This window comes from Rhizobium binae, assembly GCF_017357225.1.
Lineage (GTDB): Bacteria > Pseudomonadota > Alphaproteobacteria > Rhizobiales > Rhizobiaceae > Rhizobium > Rhizobium binae.
The window spans coordinates 389,648-411,050 of the sequence record NZ_CP071605.1; the positions used below are offsets into that span (position 1 = coordinate 389,648).

A 21,403-nucleotide genomic window follows, 5' to 3' on the forward strand; every position below is an offset into this window, starting at 1 on the left:
GTTCCCTACCGGCTCTGTGTTTCTTTGGTGGAGCCGGGCAATTGCGCGCCGGAAAGCTGCGCGTAGAGGCGCGCGAGCGAGGAATCGTCGTCACGGCCCATGCCGGCTCCGGCGGCCGCGAGGTACATCTGCAGGGCCGCTGCTGCGAGCGGTGCCGGATAACGCTCGGAACGGGCCATATCCTGGACGATGCCGAGATCCTTGACGAAGATCTCGATGCTGCTGAGCGGCGTATAATCTCCAGCCAGCACATGCGGCACGCGATTTTCGAACATCCAGGAATTGCCGGCCGAGGCGGTGATGACTTCATAGACCTTGTCGAGGTCGAGGCCCTGCTTGGCGGCAAGGCTTATGGCCTCGCAGGCGGCTGCGATGTGCACGCCGGCGAGAAGCTGATTGATCATCTTGAAGGCAGCGCCTGTTCCGGCCGCGTCGCCGAGCTCGTAGACCTTACCGGCCATGGCGTTCAGGGCAGGGCGCGCCCTATTGAAAGCATGCCTGGAGCCGGAAGCCATGATCGTCAGCTCGCCAAGCGCCGCCTTGGCCGCGCCGCCTGAAATCGGCGCGTCGAGATAAAGCAGGTCGAGGGCCTCCGTCCGCCCCGCCAGATCGCGCGCGACGGTGGGATCCATGGTCGCCGACGAGATGAAGACGGTGCCCGGCTTCATCGTACCCGCGACGCCCTGCGGCCCGAACAGCACGGTCTCGGTCTGCGCACCGTTGACCACGACGGAAACGACGATGTCGGCGTCCTTGGCGGCCTCGGCTGGGGTCGCGGCGCCACGGCCGCCTTCGGCGACGAAGCGGTCTACCGCTGCCGCGGTTATGTCATATCCAACGACGTCGAGACCTGCGCGCTTCATCGACCGGGCCATTCCCAGCCCCATGGAGCCAAGGCCGATCACAGCCGCGACGACGTCGGCATCTGAGTTTTCAGTAAGCAGGCTCATGGAACGTCCTCCCGGTCAGCAACCACTTTGGCAGCGCTGCCATTATTTTTAGAGCATTCCGGCGCCGCTGCCAATGGCAGATTGGCAGCGCTGCCAAAAATATCTTGCTTCTTGCCGGAAGTGATGAAAAATGAAAGCCGCGGCGACGGTATAATGACTGCTCGCTCGAAGCTACCTACCGCCGGATTCGATATTGACGATGGAATTCAAACATCAGGCGACGGTCACCCTTGCAGAGGTCGCGGAAGCGGCCGGCGTCGGCGAAAGCACGGTGTCGCGGGTGCTGCGCAATCATGGCTCGTTTTCAGGCAAGACCCGGGAGCGGGTGATGGCCGCCGTCGAGCGGTTGGGCTATGTGCCGAACCGGATCGCCGGAACGCTCGCCTCCACCGGTTCGCGCCTCGTCGCTTTCGTCATTCCTTCGCTGTCCAACATCGTCTTCCCCGATGTGCTGCGCGGCGCCAGCGCCGTCCTGGAGGAAAACCGATATCAGGCGGTTTTTTCGGTGACCGACTATGATCCGGGCAAGGAGGAGGCGCTTGCCGCTGCGATGCTTGCCTGGCGGCCGGCGGCGGTGATGCTGGCGGGATACGAGCATACCGACGGCACGGCCAAGATGCTGCGCGCCAGCGGGTGCCGGGTCGTTGAACTGCTCGATCTGGACGGCGACGCCCTCGATATCGCAGTCGGCTTCTCGAACCGCGCGGCCGGACGGGAGAGCGCTGCCTTCCTGCTCAAGCGGGGCTATAACAGGATCGGCTATGTCGGTCATGACCTCAAGCGCGACACCCGCGCCGGCAAGCGCTTTTCCAGCTTTTGCGAAACGCTCGATATCGCCGGCGTCCCCCTGGTCGCCCACGAGATTCTTGCCGGCCCTTCCTCGGTGGAGGACGGCAGGCTGGGGCTGGAGCGACTGCTTGCACGGGCGACCGATCTCGATGCGGTCTATTTTTCCAATGACGACATGGCGCTGGGCGGTTATTTTCATTGTCTCGCCCAGGGGATCGCGATCCCTTCGCAGCTCGCCATTTTTGGCTATAACGGCCTCGACATTGGCCGGACGATACCGCAACCCTTGTCGACCATTCGGACGCCGCGCGTGGCGACGGGTGAGATAGCCGCGCAGCTCATCGTCGCCAATGCGCCGCCGCAAGTCGTCGATCTCGGCTTTGAACTGATCGAGGGGGCGACCGCATGAATTGGAGGACCTGTCATGTCCGACGCGCGCCTGCGTGAGGAAATCTGCCGATACGGCCGCTCGCTGTTCGAGCGCGGGCTGACACCCGGTTCGTCGGGCAACATATCGTTGCGGCTGGAGGACGGCGGCTGGCTGGTCACGCCGACCAACGCCTCGCTTGGCTTTCTCGATCCGGCGCGTATTTCAAGGCTCGATGCCGAAGGCCGGCTCCTGTCCGGCGACAAGCCGACCAAGGAAATCCCGCTGCACACCGCCCTCTATGACACGCGTAGCAGCGCCCGTGCCATCGTCCATCTTCATTCCACGCATGCGGTGGCGCTGACGATGCTGCCGGAGATCGATCCGCGCGCCGCCTTGCCGCCGATGACGCCATACTATCTCATGCGCGCCGGCGAAACGGCGCTGGTGCCCTATTATCGCCCCGGCGATCCGGCGGTGGCCGATGCGATCCGCGGGCTGGCCGGCAAATATTCATCGGTGCTTCTGGCCAATCATGGACCCGTCGTCGCTGGCGACAGCCTGGAAGCGGCGGTCTTCGCGACCGAGGAACTGGAGGAAACGGCGAAGCTCTATCTGCTGCTGCGCAACCTCAATCCCCGCTTCCTCAGCCCGGAGCAGGTGGCCGATCTGGTCAAGGCCTTCGATCTCGATCTTCCCTCGCATCATGACCACGATCACGATTGAACCCGTCCTCGTTTCGCGGACCATCGAGCTTGACGGCATGATCCATCTGCGGGAGCGCGCAACCTTCTGCCAAACCCCGCTTTCGATACGATAGATTCTGCTTCCGATGCCGCCGATTCAGGCAAGCCATGGGCCAAGCTGTGCCTATGATTGTCAACACGTCCCCCAGTTCCGATCGTGCGAGGATATGCAGATGACCACGTTCCGTCCGAAATACATCACCTTCGATTGCTACGGCACGCTGACCAATTTTCAGATGGCGGAAGCCGCCCGCGACCTCTACGGCGACCAGCTCGATGAGCCGCGCATGATGGAGTTCATCAAGAATTTCGCCGCCTATCGCCTGGACGAGATCATGGGCGCCTGGAAGCCTTACGCCGAGGTTGTCCACAATTCGCTCGAGCGGACTTGCAGGCGCAACGGCGTAACATTTCGCGACGAAGCCGCCCAGATGATCTACGCGCGTGTTCCGACCTGGGGGCCGCATCGCGATGTACCCGAGGGGCTTGCCAGAATTGCCAAGGAAATTCCTTTGGTCATCCTGTCTAATGCCATGAACTCCCAGATCATGTCGAATGTCGAAAAGCTCGGCGCGCCCTTCCACGCGGTCTATACCGCTCAGCAGGCAAATGCCTACAAGCCGCGTTTCCAGGCCTTTGAATATATGTTCGACATGCTCGGCTGCGGGCCGCAAGACGTGCTTCATTGCTCGTCCTCCTTCCGCTACGATCTGATGTCGGCCCGCGATCTCGGCATCAAGAACAAGGTCTGGGTCAATCGCGGTCACGAGCCGGCAAATCCCTATTACGGCTATGTCGAGATTCCCGACATCTCCGGCTTGCCTGGCGTTGTCGGCCTCTGACGGAGATAAGAGGATGCAGTTCCAGTCCTACTGGCACGACACAGCGCGTGCTTTTGCCGATGCGGCTCAAGGTCCTGTCGAAGGACATTATGATGTCGCCGTGATCGGCGCGGGCTTTACCGGGCTTGCAGCGGCGCGCCAGCTTGCGAAAGCCGGCGTTAAGGTCATCGTACTGGAGGCCGAACGGGTGGGCTGGGGAGCATCGGGGCGCAATGGCGGCCACCTCAACAACGGACTGGCCCATAGCTTCCTGTCCGCGAAGTCAGCGCTCGGCGCGGAGAAGGCGATTGCGCTGTATCGGGCGTTCGATGAGTCCATCGATACGATCGAGGCGATCATCGCCGAAGAGGGCATCGATTGCAATTTCCGTCGCGCGGGAAAGCTCAAGCTTGCCTCCAAGCCTCAGCATTTCGATGCCATTGCCCGTAACTTCGAGGCTGTGCATAGAGAGGTCGATCCGGAGACGGCGCTTCTTTCGGCGAACGACTTGAAGAGTGAGGTTGGCTCGCCCTTCCATGGCGCCATGCTCTCGAAAAAGAGCGCGATGATGCATATGGGCCGCTATGTCGCCGGACTCGCCGCGGCGGCCGTCCGCCACGGCGCCGTCATCTTCGAAAAGGCTGCCGTGACCGGTCACAAGCAGGGCAATGGGCGCCACAGCCTTGAGACGGGGCGTGGCACCGTCACGGCCGACCACGTGTTGGTCGCGACGGGCGCCTACACGCCGTCGCTCTTCGGCTATTTCCGCCGCCGGATCATCTCCGTCGGCAGCTTCTTGCTCGCTACCCGTCCGTTGAGCGACGCCGAAATCGCAGCGACGATGCCGGGAAACCGGACCTGCGTCACCTCGATGAACATCGGCAACTATTTCCGGCTTTCGCCGGACAAGCGGCTGATCTTCGGCGGCCGCGCACGCTTTTCCGCCACGTCTGATCAGCGGTCGGACGCAAAGAGCGGCGATATACTGCGCTCCAGTCTCGCCGAGATCTTCCCGCAGCTTGCCGGCGTCGAAATCGACTATTGCTGGGGTGGGCTCGTCGACATGACCAAGGACCGCTATCCGCGCGCCGGCTATGTCGATGGCGTGTGGTACGCCATGGGTTATTCCGGCCACGGCGCCCAGTTGTCGACCCACCTCGGCATGATCATCGCCGACGCTGTCATGGGCAAGGCGGAGCGCAATCCGGTAAAGGGGCTTGAATGGCCCGCCGTTCCCGGTCATTTCGGCAAGCCCTGGTTCCTGCCGATGGTCGGGCTTTATTACAAGACAGTTGATCGCTTCAAGTAAGCGGCGCGCGCGAGCGCGCTTCGGTCTATCCAGAACATAGATGGGTGCGGGCGCCGGGATGAATTTCCGGCGCCCATTGTTTTGCGCCGGTCAGGAAAGCCCGCCGATGTGGAAGCTCTTCATTTCCAGATATTCCTCGATGCCGCATTGCGCGCCTTCGCGGCCAAGGCCGGATTGCTTGACGCCGCCGAACGGGGCGACCTCGGTGGAAATGGCGCCGGTGTTGAGGCCGATCATCCCGAATTCGAGCGCCTCGCCGACACGCCAGGAGCGTTTCAGGCTCTCGGTGTAGAAATAGGCGGCAAGGCCGAAAGGGGTGGCATTGGCGATGCGGATCGCCTCTTCCTCCGTGTCGAAGCGAAAGAGTGGCGCAACCGGTCCGAATGTCTCTTCATTTGCAAGCTGCATGTCGGTCGTTGCCCCGCCAAGCACCATCGGCGCTGCATATTGATCGCCGGTCGGCATCGAGTCCGCAGTGGCGAGGATCTTGGCGCCCCTTTCCACCGCGTCGTCAACGTGACGTTTGATCTTCTCGATCGCCGCCCTGTTGATCATCGGCCCGATATCCGTGCCGGCATCCGTACCGGCCCCGACCTTCATGGCCGAAACCCGCGCGCCAAGCTTGGCGGCAAAGGCCTCGTAAACGCCGGACTGGACGAGAAGGCGGTTGGCGCAAACGCAGGTCTGGCCGCCATTGCGGAATTTCGACGCGATCGCGCCTTCCACGGCAAGATCGAGGTCGGCATCGTCGAAGACGATGAAGGGCGCGTTGCCGCCGAGTTCGAGGCTGAGCCGCTTGACGCTGTCGGCCGCGCCGCGCATCAGCAGCGAACCGACGCGGGTCGAGCCGGTGAAAGAAATCTTGCGGACGGTGTGGTTGGCCATCAGTTCATCGCCGATCCCGGCCGGCACGCCGGTGACGATATTGATCACCCCATTGGGGATGCCGGCGCGCTCCGCCAGGACCCCGAGCGCCAGCGCCGAAAACGGGGTCAAATCGGAAGGCTTGATCACGACTGTGCAACCCGCCGCAAGCGCCGGCCCCACCTTGCGGGTGATCATCGCATTCGGAAAATTCCACGGCGTGATGATCGCCGATACGCCGACGGGCTCCTTCAGAACGACGATGCGCCGATCCGCTGTCGGTGAGGGAATGGTCGTGCCGCCGATGCGCCGCGCCTCCTCGGAAAACCATTTGACGAACGAGGCGCCGTAACGGATTTCGCCGCGCGCTTCCGCAAGCGGCTTGCCCTGTTCCCTGGTGAGGATCAGCGCCAGGTCCTCGATATTGTCGAGCATCAGATCGTGCCAGGCTTCCAGCAAGGCGGCGCGCTCGGCATGAGTCTTGGCCCGCCATCGGCCAAAGGCCTTTTCCGCCGCCGCGATTGCCGCACGCGTATCGGCCCCGTCCATATCGGGCACCGTGCCCAGCACATGCTGCGTTGCCGGATCTGTCACCTCGATCGTACGTCCGGCCGCGGCACCGCGCCACTCGCCATCGATGAACCCTTGCTGGCGAAGCAGGCTGCCGTCTCTCAATCCGTTCATTTTCTCGCCTTTCGTCAAAGCATTTGTCTTCTACATTCCGGCCGCGCAGTTTTGCGTGACATGCGTTAGCCGAGCACCGAAAGCACCGATGCCGTGATCGCGTCGGTCTTGTCCTTGCCGGGAATTGCGCCGATGCCGCGCGCCGTCGTCGTTTCGATTGCAGCCATCACCCTTCCGGCGGCGGCCGTTTCTCCGAGATGTTCCAGCATCATTGCTCCTGACCAGATGGCGGCGATCGGATTGGCGATCCCGAGATGGGCGATGTCGGGTGCGGAGCCGTGGACCGGTTCGAACATGGACGGCGCCTGGCGATCAGGATTGATGTTGGCGGATGCCGCAAAGCCGAGCCCGCCCTGGATGGCGGCGCCAAGGTCGGTCAGAATGTCGCCGAACAGATTGGACGCGACCACGACATCGAGACTATCCGGCGCCATGACCATCCGGGCGGCAATGGCGTCGATATGGTAGCTCGTCACCTCGATATCCGGGTATTCCGCCGAGAGCTTGTGGGTGATTTCGTCCCAGAAGACCATCGAGTATTTCTGCGCGTTGGACTTTGTCACCGACGCGAGTTTGCCGCGCCGCACCCGCGCCTGCTCGAAGCCGAAACGCAGGATGCGTTCGACTCCCTTTCGGGTGAAGATGGAGGTTTCCACCGCCACCTCGCTGTCTGTGCCCTGATGGACGCGGCCGCCGGCGCCGGAATATTCGCCCTCGGTGTTTTCGCGGATGCAGAGGATATCGAAGTCTTGCGACCGCAGCGGTCCCTGCACTCCGGGCAGCAGTTTGTGCGGGCGGATGTTGGCATATTGTACAAAAGCCTTGCGGATGGGCAGCAGCAGCCCGTGCAGCGACACGGAATCCGGCACCTTGCTGGGCCATCCGACGGCGCCGAGCAGAATGGCATCGAAGGACCGCAGCGTTTCGATGCCGTCGGCAGGCATCATGCTGCCATTTTCGAGATAGTAGTCACAAGACCATGGGTAGCGGGTCGCCTCGAGAGAAAATCCACTCGATGCGGCTGTCTTTTCAAGCACGGCCCAGGCTGCTTCCGTTACGTCGCGGCCGATGCCGTCTCCGGGCAGAAGGGCGATCTTATAGGTCTTCATCGCAGTTCCTTAAAGGCTGATGAGCACGCTCTTGCTCTTGCGGTTGGCATGATAGGCTTCGCGGCCGAGATCCTTGCCGATGCCCGACTGCTTGTAGCCGCCGGTCGGCAGGATATGGTCGCGCGAGCGGCCGTAGCGGTTGACCCAGACGGTGCCGGCCTGCAGGCGGCGGGTGAGGCGGATCGCCCGGGAGAGATCGCGGGTGAAGAGGCCGGCGGCGAGCCCATAGGCCGGATGATCGGCCAAGCTTAGCGCCTCTTCCTCGTCTTCGAAGGTCTGAATCGTCAGCACCGGTCCGAAGATTTCGTCGAGAACCGCCGGCGATGTCGCCGTCACGCCGGAAATCAGGGTCGGCGCATAGAAATAGCCGTCGCGGTCGAGGCGGCGGCCGCCCGTCAGGCACTCGGCCCCGTCGTCGATTGCGGCGCGGACGATGCCATCCATGCGGGCGATCTGGCGTTCGGAGATCACGGGCGAATAATCGGTCGTTTCCTCCCAGGTCGGGCCGGGACGGATGGTCGCCAATCTTTCGAGAATTGCCGTTGCAAGCGCGTCGGCCACCTTCGCCTCGACGAGGAGGCGAGATCCGCAAACGCAAGCCTGACCGGCATTGGACAGGATGCTGCCGGCGATGGCGCCTGCCGCGAGATCGAGATCGGCGTCGGCGAAGACCAGCTGCGGGCTCTTGCCGCCGAGTTCCAGCGTCATCGGCTTCACCCCGGTCCGGGCGATATTGCCCATGATCGCCGCACCGGCTACGGTCGAGCCGGTGAAGCTGATCTTGGAAATTCCCGGATGTCCGGTGATCGCGGTTCCGGTGGTCGGGCCATCGCCAAGGACGACGTTGACGAGGCCGGCGGGCAGGCCGGCCCGCACCGAAAGTTCGGCGAGATAGAGTGTCGAAAACGGCGTCATCTCCGATGGTTTCAATACCACCGCATTGCCGGCCGCCAGCGCCGGAGCGAGCTTCCACCCTGCCATCGACAAAGGGAAGTTCCATGGCGTGATGGCGCCGACGACGCCATAGGGTTCCGTCATGATCATGCCGATATTCGCGTCGTCGGTCGGGACGAGATCGCCGCCTTCCTTATCGGCGAATTCGGCAAAGAAGCGGATCTGCTCGGCGGTGACGGCGATATCGCCGGCAACGAGCTGGCCGACGGGCCGGGTCGAGGAGAGCGCTTCGAGCCTGGCGAGGGTTTCCGCCTCGGCTTCGATCAGGTCGGCCCAGCGCTGCAGCGCCATGGTGCGCTCGCGTGGCCGCACGCCACCCCAATTGCTGGACTTCAATGCCGCTTCGGCCGTTTCGACGGCGTGGTCGACGAGGGCCTCGTCGGCAAGCGGGCAGCCGGCATAGGCCTTGCCGTCGGATGGCCGATGCATGTCGATGACGGCTTTGGCCGGAAGCAGTCGGCCGCCGATGAAATGTCCGACGGGCAGTGAGATCGTGTTCGGATCGAAGCTGAGTGTCATTGCGTGTCCTCGGAATGAACCGAGGACAAGCCTAGCCGGGAAAGGCGAGCAGCATGCATCGACCGGGAATGCTGCGACGGCCGAAAATTGCGTTTTCCGCACTGCCGCCAGTCAAATCTACGGCGGGTGTCCGGCGCCGTTGCCGCGCTGTCTGCCTACCGGAAACAACTGCCCCGCAGGCACCGAAGGCGATCGCGGCGCGCGGCATCAGCGTCATGATACGGTGACGTAAATCTTGCGCACTGTCTCGATCGTCTTCCAGACGCCGACGAAACCTGGCTTCATCACAAAACTGTCGCCGGCCTTATAGACCACCGGCTCGCCGCCGTCCGGCGTGAGTTCGACCAGGCCGGAAAGGATGTGGCAGAACTCGAACGTCTCGCCCTTGATCGAACGCGTCTCGCCGGGCGTTGCCTCCCAGACGCCGGTATGAACCGTCTCTGCGCGGGCGACATCCTGCGCCCAGGTCTTGAAGGTGGGATTGCCCGAGATCAGGCGCTCGGGAAGCGGGCCGGACTCGCGTGGTACCTGGGTTGGGTTGGTGTCGATGGTCTTGAGCAGGGACATGGTATTCCTTTCGAGAGTGCAGATTTTGGGTGGGATGAATCAGTAGCCGCGGCTGCGATCGATCAGCCCGATCGGGTCAAGGCCCGCCCGATGCCGCTTGATATTGTCGATCACGGCCGCCGCAGCGGTTTCTGCTTGGGTGACGCTGGCAATATGCGGCGTCAGCAGGATTTGCGGATGGTTCCAGAAGGCGTGGCCCGCAGGCAGGGGCTCCGGATCGGTGACATCGACGACGGCGCCGGAGAGATGCCCCGCATTAAGCGCGTCGACGAGCGCCTGATGATCGAGCTGCGCGCCGCGGCCGACATGGACGAGTGCTGCGCCGGCCGGCAGCCTTGCGAAGAGCTCAGGATTGAGGAAGCCGCGGGTTTCCTCCGTCAGCGGTAGCAGGCAGACGAGAATGTCGGTGGTTGCAAGCAGGCTATTAAGTCCCTCGCCGCCGCTCAGGCATCTGACGCCGCCAATGGCGCGCGGACTGCGGCTCCAGCCGGAAAGCGGAAAGCCGAAGGGTTGCAAACGTTCGAGCACCGCGCTTCCAAGTATGCCGAGCCCGAGCACGCCGATGCGGCGTTTTGCGGCCTGTACCGGCGCGATCGGCTGCCAGATCCCGCGTCGCTGCTGGTCGAGATATGCCGGCAGGTCGCGATGGAGCGCAAGGACGGCGAGTGTTGCATATTCCTGCATCATCCTGACGATCCCGTCCTCGACCATTCGCACCACCTTGACCCGTGCAGGCACGGCGTCGATGCGGAACTGGTCGATGCCGGCGCCGATCGAGAACACGATTTCGAGATTGCTGTAACGCGCGAGATCGTCGGGCACGGTCCAGGTGATCAGGTAACGCACGGCCTCTGGTTCGACCGATGCCGGGTCCATGGAAAAAGCGATATCGGGCAGTTCGCGCGCGAAAGCTTCGGCGAATGTGGCGCCGCGCTTAGCGTCGGAATTGAAGAGAAAGGTCATTTCATCGGTTCCTCGATCTCAGGTCAGGCGGTGCAACGGCGGGCGAGGGCTTCGACCACTGCCCGGCAGGCCATGAGTTCGCTGGCGAGAATGAATTCGTCCGGCTTGTGGGCCCGGCCGATATCGCCCGGCCCGCAGATGATCGCGTCGATGCCGGCGCGCTGGAAAAGGCCGGCCTCGGTTCCGTAGCTGACGGCGGCGAGCGGCTCGATGCCTGTCAGTTCGCCAAGCAGGCGGGCAAGCGGTGCATCGGCGGCAAGCGATAGGGCCGGATAGGCACTGAGGTCGCGCCATTCCACCTCGAAACCCAGTTGCGGCAGCGCCCCGGCTGCGGCCCGCAGCGGCGCCAGCAGCACGGCCGGGTCGACGCCGGAAATGGCTCTCGCCTCGAACTCGGCCTCGCAGATATCGGGAATGATGTTGACCGCCTGGCCACCCTTCAACGTGCCGACCTGAAGAGACGAATAGGGCGGCTCGAACACATCTTCGAATGGGCCGTGCGTCAGCCGGGCGGCCTCGGCATTGGCGCGAGCCAGGACGCCCGTCATGGCATGGATCGCGTTCAGTCCCTGGTCCGGGCGGGAGGAATGGCCGGACCGGCCCCTGACCGTCAGCCGGGCGGCGGCCTTGCCCTTGTGGGCGCGGATCGCCCGCATGCCGCTCGGCTCGCCGATGATCGCGCCAAGCGGCGGCGCACAGAGTTCCGGCAGGCGTGCGATCATGTGCGGGACGCCGCGGCAGCCGGCCTCCTCATCGTAGGAGAAGGCGAGGTGGACCGGCCGGTGGAGCTGTGTCGCCGCGAGCGCCGGGACGGCGGCAAGAACGGCGGCCAGGAAGCCCTTCATGTCGGTGGCGCCGCGGCCGTAAAGGCGATCCGCTTCAGCGCGCAGGCGGAAGGGATCGCTGCTCCAGCCGGCCTCGGCTGCGGGCACCACATCCATATGGCCGGAGAGAATATAACCTGGCACTTCGACCGGTCCGATCGTCGCGAAGAGGTTGGACCGGTCACCCTCGGGGCCGGGAAGCTCGGTGGCGGCAATGCCGTGACTTTTAAGATAGTGGCGGATCCACGCAACGATCTCGCCGTTCGGCGTACCAACGACGGAGGGAAAGCTGACCAGCCTTTCGAGAATTTCAATAGCCTGCATGGGCGTCCTCACGGCGCTGGATGTCGGGTGCAACCGGGCTCGTGCGGTCAACGGCGCCGTCGGCCGGTCGGGGTCTGGCCAATGACTATAGAGACCGGCCCTGGCTTTATTTGCCGAAAGTGCCTCGGATTTGGTCGATTGTTGTGTTTGCGCGGGCCTCGCCAGTGAATTGTATCGCTCGATCCGTCCTATTCTCGATAAAGGAGTTCTCCGTGTGGCGGCTTTCGCTGAAGGACTTCGCCAGAAATGTGGTAGGAGGGCAGGAGTGAGCGGACCGACATCCGAATCCAGGTTTGTCGACAGTTTCGAGACGCGCATTTCCGACATCGACAGCGTCGATATCGATAAGCTGCACGCGCTCTCAATGTCAGTCGCCTGGCCGCACCGCCGGGAAGATTGGCAATTCTTGCGCGAGTTCGGCCAGGGCATCGCGGCGGTGGATGAAATCGGCCGCATCCTGGGCTCAGCGATGTGGTTTCCCTATGACGGCCGATTCGCCACGATCGGCATGGTCGTCACCTCGCCGCGCCTGCAGGCCAATGGCGCCGGGCAATGGCTGATGGGCCACGCGCTCGATCAGGTCGCCGGGCGCAACCTTGGGCTGAACGCGACGCGGGCGGCGCGACGCCTCTATCTGTCCCTCGGTTTTGTTCAGGAGGCGCCTGTCTTCCAATGCCAGGGCGAAGCGATCTTGCCGCCGGATGTGGAACTGCCGCCAGGTGCGGAGGTGCGGGGAGTGGAAGCCGATGACCTGGAGGCGATCGCGACATTGGATCGTTTGGCCTTCGGTGCGGACCGCAGGCTGCTCCTGTCTCGGCTCCTTGCCAATTCCAAAGGTGTCGTCCTGATCCGCGCCGGCCGGATCGAAGCCTTCTCGCTTTGCCGGAGGTTCGGGCGCGGCCATGTCATCGGTCCGGTCGTGGCAGGCAATGACGCAGACGCGATCGCCGTCGTTCATCCGCATGCGATCGAGCATGCGGGAGCATTTCTTCGCCTCGACACGCGCGAAAAAGGCGGCACATTTGCCGATTTCCTCTCCCGCTGCGGCCTTCCCATTTTTGATATCGTGACGACCATGTCGCTGGGTTACCCTTGGCTGCCGGTTCCGGGACGGCGCGGGACGCACGAGCCGAAGACCTATGCTCTCGTCAGCCAGGCGCTTGGCTAATCTAGGCGCCCGGACAGACGGGCAGCGATGCCAGAGCCTGAGCGCGCTCGCATTCGTGCCGGAACGAGCGATATTGCCAAAAACCGTCCGGAGATTCGCGCCGGTATACGGTCTCGAGCCAGTAGATGGTGTCGTCGACCGGCAAGACGGGATGCCAGGCATACCACTCCGTCCAGATCCTTCCTGTCGGTTCCCTGTCCGTGATCGTTGCCCACCTGCTCATCGGTGACCTCGAAAATCTCTGCGGTGTCTTCCGGAGGTCGTGGCGCATGGAACACCTCTCCGGTTCCCCCGAACGCGCAATTATCGTTCGACGAGTGAGAATAACAGCAAGGCACCGTTCTTCAACAGAGATGATGTGGCTGGGTCGGCGATTGTTCTGCGGCCCCGGTCTCAACGCAGTGCCCCGTTGCAATTTGAGCCCCGAAAGCGTGCGTTGGCTTTGCTGACGAATGATCTTCGTCTCTGGATGCAGCGCCTCGACCGGCATTTCGACATTGGGGAAGGCGACGCGTTTAATCGCCGCAGGTCTTCGCTCAGTTGATCGAACGCAGTCCGAGATAGGCCGCCAGACTGACCGCCGAGATCGCAATCGTCAGCTTGGATCTGCCGTCGTCGAACATCGCCGCCAAAAGAAGGCCGAGCATCAGGATGGCTGATTTCGCCCAAAGTTCCTGGTCGGAGATGGTGAAAGCGATCGTCGCCAGAAAGACTGTGCTGGCGACCATCGTTGCAGGAGCGGACTTCTCCGCCAGATCGCCGCTCGGGAAATAGGGCAGGAGAAATCGCCGCATGCTCAGGCCCGAGGCGACGCCTAGAAGAAGACAGGTCAAGACAAGATGCAACATGAGGCCGTCGCCGATCGATCTGCAGGTGGAATCGTGGAAGCAAGCGGCGTGCCAGCTGAAAACCTTCAAGTCTTCGTCCGATAACGATAGTGGCGGGCTCCGCTTGGCTATTTCCTCGGCGTCACGATCCTTTTTTCGGCAGGCGTACCGGCCTCGCTCGATCCGCCAAATTATGTCGCATTACGACTTGAGCTGTGGGGATGGTTTCTATATGCAGAATTACCCATCAGTTTAATTCCGGAAACGAGATCTTTTCATTGGACCTTTCGTCAATCGAAATATTCCTTGCCGTTGCCAGCGATTGCAGCGTGACGAAGGCGGCCAAAGCCGTCGGACGAGTGCCGTCGAACGTGACGACGCGCATCCAGCAATTGGAGGAGGATCTTGGCGTCGCCCTCTTCAGCCGTGACGCCAAGAAGATGACGTTGACGCGGGAAGGCGAGACGTTTCTCACCTATGCCAACAGGCTTATGGCACTTGCGCTTGAAGCGCGCCAGGCCGTGCGGCCTCTTGCTCCATCCGGTACATTGCGGGTCGGCACGATGGAGAGCACGGCGGCGAGCCGCCTGCCCGCGGCGCTGACGCAGTTCAACCAGATGTGGCCTGATGTGTCGCTGCATCTGACGATGGGTGCGTCCCGCGATCTCGCCCGCGATGTTCTGACCGACGCACTGGATTGCGCCTTGATCGCCCGACCGCCAAAGACGATGCGCGAGGATGACCTGGATTTCGATGCCGAACTCAAGGCGCTGGAGATGGAGACGGTCTTCGTCGAAGATCTGTTGATCGTGCTGCCGTCGGGACATCCCGCCATCAAATCCGCCGCTGACCTGCGTGTCGGAGCGCTCGCCGCTTTGGAGCCTGGCTGCACCTATCGCAGGATCGCCGAAAGCTGGGCGCGCAAATCGAGTGACCTGCCGACGAGCGAGCTCGGCTCCTACCACGCGATCCTGGCGAGCGTTGCGACCGGCAATACCGCGGGTGTGATGCCGAAATCCGTGCTCGACCTCATGCACTGGCCGACTACTGTCCAGACTCATCAGCTCGGCCAGGTCGAGACGCTGCTGGTCTACCGTAGGGATAGCCGCCCCAGCGCCTTTAGCGCCTTCCACGAAGTACTCAGCACTAAAAAAGGCAGAGACATCAGACCGGCGACGAACTAGCCTCTGCGTCCTCCTCCTTTGCCCTGCCAGACAATCCTCGCTCATAATTGGTCTTCGCATGCAATATCCCGTTTCCCCGAAAGTGGGGCCGAGCCGTTTTCGCCGCTTTCGCCTGTTTTCGCCCATCCTGGCCGGAGCGACGTTACGAGAGCGGTTGATCGCCTGTTTCGGTGCGTTGCTGGGCATCGGTCTCACCGGCGTCATCAGCGGCTATCTGTTCGGCCAGGGGCCGCATCTCCCCCTGATCGTTGCACCGATGGGAGCTTCGGCAGTACTGCTTTTTGCGGTGCCGGCAAGCCCGCTGGCGCAGCCATGGTCGATTATCGGCGGCAATACCATTTCCGCGATGATGGGCATCATTGCCGCATATTTCATTCGTGATCCGATCATCGCAACCGGCGTCGGAGTTTCACTGGCAATCGGCGCGATGTCGTTCACGCGATCGCTCCATCCTCCGGGAGGGGCTGCGGCGCTGACCGCGGTGCTCGGCGGTCCCGTCGTTGCCGGCTGGGGATTCCTTTTTCCCTTCGTGCCCGTCGCCCTGAACTCCTGTATTCTCGTCGCACTTGGACTGCTGTTCCACAAGCTTTCCAAGCGGAATTATCCGCATGTCGTGCCGAAGCCGGCGGAGAATACCCATCAGACGATCGACCTGCCGTCTGCGGTGCGGGTGGGCTTTCGCGAGGAGGATGTCGACGCTGCCCTGGAAGCGCTCGATGAAACCTTCGATATCGACCGTGCCGATCTTGGGCGGCTGCTGCAGCAGGTCGAGCTGCAGGCCGCCATCCGCTCGAACGCCAAGATCAGCTGTGCCGACATCATGTCGCGCGACGTCATCGCCATCGGGGAAACGTCGGAACCGGACGCCGCACGACATCTTCTCCTCAAGCATAATATCCGCACCTTGCCCGTGAAGGATCCGGAGGGCCGTCTGGTCGGCACCGTCGGCCTCAGGGAATTGTTTGCGAGAGGCGATACGATCGCCCATGCGCTTTCCAGGCCGGAGGTGGCGAGAGCCTCCGATGCCGCTCTGTCGCTGCTGCCCGTTCTGACGGATGGGCGTACGCATGCCGTCATCATTATCGATGATGATCACAGGATCCTCGGCCTGATATCACAGACCGATCTCCTGAGCGCCGTGGCGCGGCTGCTGCCGAACGACCGCGACGCGATCGCGGCCGTGGCGTAAACTCGCGAAGCGGCTCGGCTATCGCCGGCCGGTCTTGCGTCGCAGCAACTGACTTCGTCGTCAGCTCGTGGGAGCTGCCGTGTGTGACTGCCGGATTTCGGCGTTTTCAGACACGATCCCGGCGATGACCTGGAGCGGATGAGGCATCCGCCTTCCGTCGATTTCCTTCACCTGGGAGCGGCAGGAATATCCTGTCGCCATAAGGATATCGGCATCGCCAGCCGCATCGAGCTCCGGTTTCCAGCTCAGCGTGTAGAGGCGCTCGGCGATCGGCCGGTTGCGGGCCTCGTGTCCGAAGGTGCCGGCCATGCCGCAGCAACCGGTTTGCGCTGCCTGAAGATCGACGCCGAGGCTATTGAACACCTTTTGCCATTGTGCGACGGAGGCCGGCGCATTGGTGCGTTCGGTGCAATGAGCCATCAATCGGAAGCTGCTGCCCTTGATGACGGAAGGCGAAGCGGTAAGCCGCTCGAGGTTGGCGGCGAGCCATTCCTGTGGAAGCAGGACCGTCGCTTTCAGCAATCCCTCATATTCGCTGCGGAAGGCGAGGGTCATGGACGGATCGAGCCCGACCAGCACCACGCCGGTTTCATCCAGTCGCTGGAGATAACGCGCGGTCCGCTTTGCCGCAGCCTCGAAACGTCCGAGATAGCCATGGACATGCAGCGCTTTGCCATTGACGTGGGACGCTGAAAGAAAGGGCGTCAGTCCCATTTTCCGGGCGAGCCCGATGGCTGCGAGCGCGACATCGGGATCGAAATAGGCGGTAAAGGCGTCGGCGACGAAAACCACGCTCCGCTGCCTTTCCTGCGGCGACAGGGCTTCGATCGAATGCGGCTTCGCAACCGGCACGTCGAGGCGAGCCGCTTCCTTTGCGAGCGAGATCTGCGGTAGGCGCGGCAGGGAGGTCAGTCCGGTCATGCGCATTATCATTCTGCCGGCGGGCGTGCCCACGACCAGGTTATAGGCCGGCCGAATGCGCCGGACCAGCGGCAGGGTGGTCTCGATCGCCGCGACCAGCGGGTCCTTCAGCGGACGGAGATAACGTCCATAATAGAGTTCCAGAAATTTGGAACGGAAGGCCGGCACGCTGACCTTCACCGGACACTGCCCCGCGCAGGCCTTGCAGGCCAGACACGTATCCATCGCCGCGCGCACCTCGTGGGAAAAGTCATCCCGGTTTGCCGGGTTCAGCGAGTTGAAGGCGCGCCGTGCCAGGCTGGCGAGTGGCGTGCTCCGCCGCAGGCGCGTTGCCTCCCGACGGGGATCGATCCCTTTTTCGGCAAGCAGCCTCAGCCATTCCCGCATCAGTGCAGCACGGCCCTTGGGTGAAAGGCGCCGGTCGCGCGTCGCCTTGTAAGACGGGCACATCGGGCTGGTTTCGTCGAAATCGAAACAGGCGCCGTTGCCGTTGCAATAGGCGGCGTTGTCGAAGGCGGAGCGGATCTCATTGCCGATGATGCGGTCGGTATCTCCCCGCAATGGAAGATCGTCGATCTTCGTCAGCGTCTCGGCAGAGGGAGTTGCGATCTTGCCCGGATTGAGGCGATTCTCGGGATCGAAAGCCCGCTTGATCTCCTGCAGACTGGGATAAAGATCGCCGAAAAATTCCGGCACATATTCCGACCGCACGCCCTTGCCGTGCTCGCCCCAGAGCACGCCGCCATATCTGCGGGTGAGGGCCACGACGGCGTCGCTGATCTCGCGCACCAGCCTGATATGGTCGTCGCGGGTGAGGTCGAGCGCCGGCCGCACGTGCAGGACGCCGGCATCGACGTGGCCGAACATGCCGTAGGAAAGGCCGGCGCCATCGAGAAGCGCGCGGAACTCGCGAATATAGGCCGCGAGGTTTTCCGGCGGCACGGCGGTATCCTCGACGAAGGCGACGGGTCTGACCGACCCTTCCACGTTTCCGAGCAGACCGACCGCGCGCTTGCGCATCGACCAGATCGCCTCGACGTCGGCATGGCCCCGGGCGATCGTATAGCCGGCATGGCGCGCATTGGCGCCCATGTCGAGCGCGGCGGTCACGTCCGCAAGCTTGCGCTCGAGTTCGTCTTCATCGTCGGCCAGCACTTCGGCGATGTTGATGCCGCTGGTCACGCTGCCCGGATCGTCGGGAAAGAAGCGGGCGATGCCGGTCCAGACGATATCGCTCTTCGCCAGGCCGAGCACTGTCTCGTCGACCGTTTCCACCGAGGCGACCTTCAGCGCCACGAGGTCGCGCGCGTCCTCCAGGGCGGTGTTGAAGTCCTCGTAGCGGATGTTGATCAGCGCCGCATGGGTGGGGATCGGCAGAAGGTTGAGCTCGGCTTCGGCGATCATCGCCAGCGTTCCCTCCGAGCCACAGAGAACGGCGTTGAGGTCGAAGCATCCGTCGCCGCGCCTGATATGGGCGAGGTCGTAGCCGGTCATGTAGCGGTTGAGCTTCGGAAAGATCTCGGCGATCCGCTCGTGCTTCTCCCGCGCGATCCGTTCGACCGTCCTGTGGATATCGCCGACGCGGTCTTCGCGCGCGACGATCGCTGCGAGCGCCTCTGGGTCGAGCGGACGCGACCAGAAATCGGACCCGTCCATAAGGACGATGCGCAATCCGAGGACGTGGTTGCTGGTCTTCCCGTAGAGGCATGAACCCTGGCCGCAGGCATCGGTGGAAATCATGCCGCCGATGGTGGCGCGGTTGGAGGTGGAAAGTTCGGGCGCGAAGAACAGGCCGTAAGGCTTCAGGGCCCGGTTCAACTCATCCTTGACAACGCCAGCTTGGACACGCGCAACCCCGCGAACGGGATCGATGTCGAGAATGGAGGTCATGTGCCGCGAACAATCCACCACGACCCCCGATGTCAGGGACTGACCGTTTGTGCCGGTGCCACCGCCGCGCGGCGCGATACTTATCCCTTTGAAGGCTGGTTCCGCCAGCACGACCGCCACGACCTGCAGGTCCTGAACGCTTCTGGGAAAAAGGACCCCGGTCGGTTCGACCTGATAGATTGAATTGTCGGTCGAAAATGCGGTTCGGCTTGCCGGCCCGTTCTCGATATCGCCGTCGAACCCCGCCTCGACGAGGCGCTGGAAAAACCCCGCGGCTGGAAGGGGAATGGAAACCTTCGACGGGAGGCGTGGAATCATTGCGAAACCTTCAGAATGCACTCGAGCCTCGTCACTAGCGCATCGGCCCGAAAATCGGAATCGATTTTCGGAGGGAGCGGCAAACCTATGCCGCTCCTGAAGGCATCGTCAGCGGCCTGTCAACCGGTGGACGTAGCCGCCGGCCGGTTGACAGAACCGTCCGTTTCGAAGAGCCCGCGGGCCGCCTCGACCATCGCCTGCAGGTGGTTGGGGTCGCGCACGCCCTGCCGGTAGAGCTCGATGATGATGCTCGCCATTCGTTCGGCTTCGTCGCTGTCCCTTGCCACCGCGTAGCCGGCGCTGAGCTTGTCGAAGACTTGCTGGCAGCTTGCCAGATCGCGGGAGTCCAGCGGCACCTGCGATCGGTTTGCGATCGTTTGAACCATCTTCATTCCCTCGAAAAAGGCCCGCCCGGCGGGGCGTGCGGGCCGATGCCTCATCTGTTAGAAATCCATGCCGCCACCGGGGGGCATTGCCGGAGGGGCCTCCTTCTTCGGCTTCTCGGCGATCATGGCCTCCGTCGTGACGAGAAGACCGGCGATGGATGCGGCATCCTGAAGCGCCGTACGCACCACCTTCGCCGGATCGATAACGCCCTGCGCATAGAGGTCGCCGTATTCACCCGTCTGGGCGTTCCAGCCATAGGAGAACTCGCTCTTCTCGCGCAGCTTGCCGACGACGACCGAGCCTTCCGCGCCGGCGTTCTCGGCGATCTGGCGAGCCGGCGCCTCCAGTGCCCGGCGGACGATGTCGACACCGACGCGCTGGTCGGCATTGGCGGTCTGAACGTTTTCAAGCGCCTTGACGGCGCGCAGCAGCGCCACGCCGCCGCCCGGCAGGATGCCTTCCTCGACCGCCGCACGGGTTGCGTGAAGGGCGTCGTCGACGCGGTCCTTCTTTTCCTTCACTTCGACTTCCGTCGAGCCGCCGACGCGGATGACGGCAACGCCGCCAGCGAGCTTGGCAAGGCGTTCCTGCAGCTTCTCGCGGTCGTAGTCGGAGGTGGTTTCTTCGATCTGGGCCTTGATCTGGGCAATACGGCCTTCGATGTCGGACTTGGCGCCCGAACCATCGACGATCGTGGTGTTCTCCTTCTCGACCGACACTTTCTTGGCGCGGCCGAGCATGTCGAGCGTCACGTTCTCGAGCTTGATGCCGAGGTCTTCGGAGATGACGGTGCCGGCGGTGAGCACGGCGATGTCTTCGAGCATGGCCTTGCGGCGGTCGCCGAAGCCAGGCGCCTTGACGGCAGCGATCTTCAGGCCGCCGCGCAGCTTGTTGACGACGAGCGTTGCAAGCGCTTCGCCCTCGACGTCTTCGGCGATGATCAGGAGCGGCTTGCCGGACTGAACGACGGCTTCGAGAACCGGGAGCATCGACTGCAGGTTCGAGAGCTTCTTCTCATGGATGAGAATATAGGGATCCTCGAACTCGACCCTCATCTTGTCGGCATTGGTGACGAAATAGGGGCTGAGGTAGCCGCGGTCGAACTGCATGCCTTCGACGACTTCGAGCTCGGTTTCGGCGGTCTTGGCTTCTTCGACCGTGATAACGCCGTCATTGCCGACCTTTTCCATCGCCTCCGCCAGAAAGCTGCCGATCTCAGCATCGCCATTGGCGGAGATCGTGCCGACCTGGGCGATCTCGGAGTTGTTGGAAATATTGCGGGCGTTGGCCTTCAGTTCTGCGACGATGGCGGTAACGGCGAGATCGATGCCGCGCTTCAGGTCCATCGGGTTCATGCCTGAGGTAACGGCCTTGGCGCCTTCGCGAACGATCGCCTGGGCGAGAACCGTCGCCGTCGTGGTGCCGTCGCCGGCGATGTCGCTGGTCTTCGACGCGACTTCGCGGACCATCTGGGCGCCCATGTTTTCGAACTTGTCTTCGAGTTCGATTTCCTTGGCGACCGAAACGCCGTCCTTGGTGATGCGCGGGGCGCCGAAGGACTTGTCGATCACGACGTTGCGGCCCTTCGGGCCGAGCGTCACCTTCACGGCGTTGGCCAGGATGTCGACGCCGCGCAGCATCTTCTCGCGGGCTTCAACGTTGAATTTGACTTCTTTAGCAGCCATGTCCTCACTCCTTCATAGGCAGCTAGCATTGACCACGTCCTGAG

Annotated in this window: 19 protein-coding genes; 7 read left to right on the forward strand and 12 right to left on the reverse strand. The window is 62.9% G+C overall.

What is annotated here, in order from left to right; all coding sequences use genetic code 11:
* Positions 1-5: 5 nt before the first annotated feature.
* A complete protein-coding gene (ltnD, locus tag J2J99_RS23790) occupies positions 6-950 on the reverse strand; it encodes an L-threonate dehydrogenase (protein ID WP_168301958.1) in 945 nt (314 codons plus the stop codon).
* A 199-nt stretch (positions 951-1,149) separates the two neighbouring features.
* On the opposite strand from ltnD, the gene J2J99_RS23795 reads away from it, so the two are divergent.
* The 4 genes from J2J99_RS23795 to J2J99_RS23810 all read left to right on the forward strand — a co-directional run bounded on the left by J2J99_RS23795 (position 1,150) and on the right by J2J99_RS23810 (position 4,982).
* On the forward strand, positions 1,150-2,148 hold the full coding sequence (locus J2J99_RS23795) for a LacI family DNA-binding transcriptional regulator (RefSeq protein WP_168301959.1): 999 nt from the start codon (positions 1,150-1,152) through the stop codon (positions 2,146-2,148).
* 15 nt (positions 2,149-2,163) lie between these two features.
* The gene (gene otnC / locus J2J99_RS23800) at positions 2,164-2,832 is read left to right on the forward strand and encodes a 3-oxo-tetronate 4-phosphate decarboxylase (RefSeq protein WP_168301960.1); all 669 of its coding nucleotides are present in this window, start codon (positions 2,164-2,166) and stop codon (positions 2,830-2,832) included.
* 193 nt (positions 2,833-3,025) lie between these two features.
* Positions 3,026-3,694, forward strand: a complete 669-nt coding sequence (locus J2J99_RS23805) for a haloacid dehalogenase type II (RefSeq protein WP_168301961.1) — start codon at positions 3,026-3,028, stop codon at positions 3,692-3,694.
* A gap of 13 nt (positions 3,695-3,707) precedes the next feature.
* Positions 3,708-4,982, forward strand: a complete 1,275-nt coding sequence (locus tag J2J99_RS23810) for an NAD(P)/FAD-dependent oxidoreductase (protein ID WP_207600976.1) — start codon at positions 3,708-3,710, stop codon at positions 4,980-4,982.
* 90 nt (positions 4,983-5,072) lie between these two features.
* Here J2J99_RS23810 and J2J99_RS23815 read toward each other — a convergent pair whose 3' ends face one another.
* The 6 genes from J2J99_RS23815 to argE form a co-directional block, all read right to left on the reverse strand.
* Positions 5,073-6,530 (reverse strand): NAD-dependent succinate-semialdehyde dehydrogenase, encoded by a 1,458-nt coding sequence (locus tag J2J99_RS23815; protein ID WP_168294263.1) that lies wholly within the window; start codon positions 6,528-6,530, stop codon positions 5,073-5,075.
* A gap of 65 nt (positions 6,531-6,595) precedes the next feature.
* A complete protein-coding gene (locus J2J99_RS23820; protein WP_168294264.1) occupies positions 6,596-7,639 on the reverse strand; it encodes a tartrate dehydrogenase in 1,044 nt (347 codons plus the stop codon).
* A gap of 9 nt (positions 7,640-7,648) precedes the next feature.
* Positions 7,649-9,112, reverse strand: coding sequence for an aldehyde dehydrogenase family protein (locus J2J99_RS23825; protein WP_168294265.1), 1,464 nt, complete (start codon positions 9,110-9,112; stop codon positions 7,649-7,651).
* A 213-nt stretch (positions 9,113-9,325) separates the two neighbouring features.
* On the reverse strand, positions 9,326-9,679 hold the full coding sequence (locus J2J99_RS23830) for a cupin domain-containing protein (RefSeq protein WP_168294266.1): 354 nt from the start codon (positions 9,677-9,679) through the stop codon (positions 9,326-9,328).
* A gap of 39 nt (positions 9,680-9,718) precedes the next feature.
* The gene (locus J2J99_RS23835) at positions 9,719-10,642 is read right to left on the reverse strand and encodes a 2-hydroxyacid dehydrogenase (RefSeq protein ID WP_168294267.1); all 924 of its coding nucleotides are present in this window, start codon (positions 10,640-10,642) and stop codon (positions 9,719-9,721) included.
* A gap of 23 nt (positions 10,643-10,665) precedes the next feature.
* A complete protein-coding gene (gene argE, locus J2J99_RS23840; protein WP_168294268.1) occupies positions 10,666-11,790 on the reverse strand; it encodes an acetylornithine deacetylase in 1,125 nt (374 codons plus the stop codon).
* A gap of 265 nt (positions 11,791-12,055) precedes the next feature.
* Here argE and J2J99_RS23845 point away from each other — a divergent pair, with 265 nt between their 5' ends.
* Positions 12,056-12,958 carry a GNAT family N-acetyltransferase gene (locus tag J2J99_RS23845; RefSeq protein WP_168294269.1) on the forward strand — a complete coding sequence of 301 codons (903 nt, stop codon included), beginning with the start codon at positions 12,056-12,058 and terminating at the stop codon, positions 12,956-12,958.
* A gap of 1 nt (position 12,959) precedes the next feature.
* On the opposite strand, the gene J2J99_RS34140 is transcribed toward J2J99_RS23845, so the two are convergent.
* Both J2J99_RS34140 and J2J99_RS23850 read right to left on the reverse strand, forming a co-directional pair.
* Entirely contained in the window at positions 12,960-13,181 is a 222-nt protein-coding gene (locus J2J99_RS34140) for a hypothetical protein (RefSeq protein WP_168294270.1), read from the reverse strand.
* A gap of 313 nt (positions 13,182-13,494) precedes the next feature.
* The gene (locus J2J99_RS23850) at positions 13,495-13,806 is read right to left on the reverse strand and encodes a hypothetical protein (protein WP_168294271.1); all 312 of its coding nucleotides are present in this window, start codon (positions 13,804-13,806) and stop codon (positions 13,495-13,497) included.
* A gap of 257 nt (positions 13,807-14,063) precedes the next feature.
* On the opposite strand from J2J99_RS23850, the gene J2J99_RS23855 reads away from it, so the two are divergent.
* Both J2J99_RS23855 and J2J99_RS23860 read left to right on the forward strand, forming a co-directional pair.
* A complete protein-coding gene (locus tag J2J99_RS23855; protein WP_168294272.1) occupies positions 14,064-14,969 on the forward strand; it encodes a LysR substrate-binding domain-containing protein in 906 nt (301 codons plus the stop codon).
* Positions 14,970-15,027: 58 nt separating this feature from the next.
* Positions 15,028-16,158 (forward strand): HPP family protein, encoded by a 1,131-nt coding sequence (locus J2J99_RS23860; protein ID WP_168294273.1) that lies wholly within the window; start codon positions 15,028-15,030, stop codon positions 16,156-16,158.
* Between the two features lie 60 nt (positions 16,159-16,218).
* Here J2J99_RS23860 and ydiJ read toward each other — a convergent pair whose 3' ends face one another.
* The 3 genes from ydiJ to groL all read right to left on the reverse strand — a co-directional run bounded on the left by ydiJ (position 16,219) and on the right by groL (position 21,359).
* Positions 16,219-19,287, reverse strand: a complete 3,069-nt coding sequence (gene ydiJ / locus J2J99_RS23865) for a D-2-hydroxyglutarate dehydrogenase YdiJ (protein ID WP_168294274.1) — start codon at positions 19,285-19,287, stop codon at positions 16,219-16,221.
* Between the two features lie 119 nt (positions 19,288-19,406).
* A complete protein-coding gene (locus J2J99_RS23870; protein ID WP_168294275.1) occupies positions 19,407-19,673 on the reverse strand; it encodes a hypothetical protein in 267 nt (88 codons plus the stop codon).
* Positions 19,674-19,730: 57 nt separating this feature from the next.
* Positions 19,731-21,359, reverse strand: a complete 1,629-nt coding sequence (groL, locus tag J2J99_RS23875) for a chaperonin GroEL (protein ID WP_207600977.1) — start codon at positions 21,357-21,359, stop codon at positions 19,731-19,733.
* Positions 21,360-21,403 lie beyond the last annotated feature (44 nt).